Source organism: Ruminococcus sp. CAG:330, from assembly GCF_000437175.1.
Classification (GTDB): Bacteria; Bacillota; Clostridia; order Oscillospirales; family Ruminococcaceae; genus Ruminococcus_C.
The window spans coordinates 1-1,659 of record NZ_FR897976.1 but is presented as its reverse complement, the minus strand read 5'-3'; the positions used below and the strand labels follow the sequence as shown (position 1 = coordinate 1,659).

General features: G+C 38.1%; 1 protein-coding gene and 1 pseudogene. One reads left to right on the top strand and one right to left on the bottom strand.

Annotated features, from left to right (window positions below; genetic code table 11):
• Positions 1-917 (top strand): annotated as a pseudogene (locus tag QZL66_RS00350) (hypothetical protein); the annotation flags it as partial.
• Between the two features lie 46 nt (positions 918-963).
• Here QZL66_RS00350 and QZL66_RS11910 read toward each other — a convergent pair.
• Complete coding sequence (locus QZL66_RS11910; RefSeq protein ID WP_369677342.1) at positions 964-1,278, bottom strand: WYL domain-containing protein; 315 nt, start codon at positions 1,276-1,278, stop codon at positions 964-966.
• Positions 1,279-1,659 lie beyond the last annotated feature (381 nt).

Sequence of the window (1,659 nt, the reverse complement as noted above, 5' to 3'; positions counted from 1 at the left end):
CATATCTCTATCAGACACTGGAAGCAAAGCAGCGTTTTATCGGACAGATCATGACCTCGAAAACGCCTGCAAGAACTTGTGAGGACGTAGATCAGCAGGCACTCAATTATTCTGAGATCAAAGCACTCTGTACGGGAGATGAACGTATCAAGGAAAAGATGATGTTGGATAACGAGGTAAAGGAACTGAATCTTCTGAAAGCAGAACATACCAATACGGTATTTGATATGCAGCAGACAGTTGCTTCCACTCCTGCAAAAATTGAAAAAGCAGAGGAAAGGCTGGAAAATCTGAAAGCAGACCGTGAAACACTTCGTCAGCTTCCGATAGATGAAGAAACAAAACTGCCCGTATTCAAAATTACCATTGATGGCACAGAATATACGGACCGTAAAGAAGCAGCACAGGCTCTTGAAGATGCGGTACTGGATTTTGTTAAAAAGAGTTCTGACAGTGAAAAGGAAATAGGTGAATTTCAGGGATTCAAGCTATCAGTCAAAGCTGTCATGTTTGGCAATGAACCTGACATTTCCGTTACCATGAAAGGCAATGCTGAACATAAATGTGCTTTAACAAGCAGCTTTTCTGCCAATCTCAAGCGTATGGAATCTACGCTCTACAAAATTGACCAGACGATCAATGATACACAAAACAGCATCAACAAGCTGAAAATGGATTTGGAAAATGCTATGCGTATTGTCAATACACCATTTCCTCAGCAGGCAGAACTTGAAGAAAAAACAGAACGGCTTACTGCTCTTACCGAAGAACTTAATCAAGCTGCGATAGAAGCCAAGAAAAATGCTCCTGAAAAACAGCGTACCTGCTATTTTGAAAGAGCAAAACTCAAAAAAGAAGCTTTCAAGGACAGGCAGAAAACGGCTAAGCCGAAAGAAATCAGGACAGAAACGAAATAGAATGATAAATCAGGCACTTCCAATTATTGAGAAGTGCCTGATTTCGTTAATTCATATATTGTTGCACACAGCTTTCATAGAGAACTTTTGTGTATCGTTCTTTCAGTCTGATCGGACTTATGATCTCCACCTTTCCCCTGAATGAAAATATCCAGGAAAAGAACGGCTGCGGATATTCTGCTCTTACAGGAACATGAATGATAAAGTGATTGTCCGATTTCTTGTCCCTGAGCATGAGAACTGACTTCCCGAACCGGTCGATCACGATGTTACAATATTTATTTTCCAGCGGCAAGCGGAGCGTAACGTACTCACTTTTTCCGCTGAACATAGAAAAAGATGATTTGATATATTGCTCCAGATTCAGCTTTTCATCCAGATATTACAGTATATTTAAATACATTAATTTGATTGCACTGACACAGGTAAATGCAATTTTCTGTAATTATAGAAACATCAACTTCTTGAAATATCCCATAAGCCTTTTGCCGATCATAGTTTATATTCTTGGTGCTGATGTTATGATTCATATCGGAGCAAATCCGTTTTTAAGCGTTAATATTTTATTTAATAATTTTTCTGCGATTCAAACTTTCTTACCAGTTGCTGTACTATGCCTAATTGCTTTCAATTGCTTAAAAAAATATTGTAAGAATTTACAATACAGTTAAAATGATTAAATATTGTAAAATAGCGTGTGGTTTACTGTGAGTTGACAAGGGAAACGTAAAAAGGTTGAAAA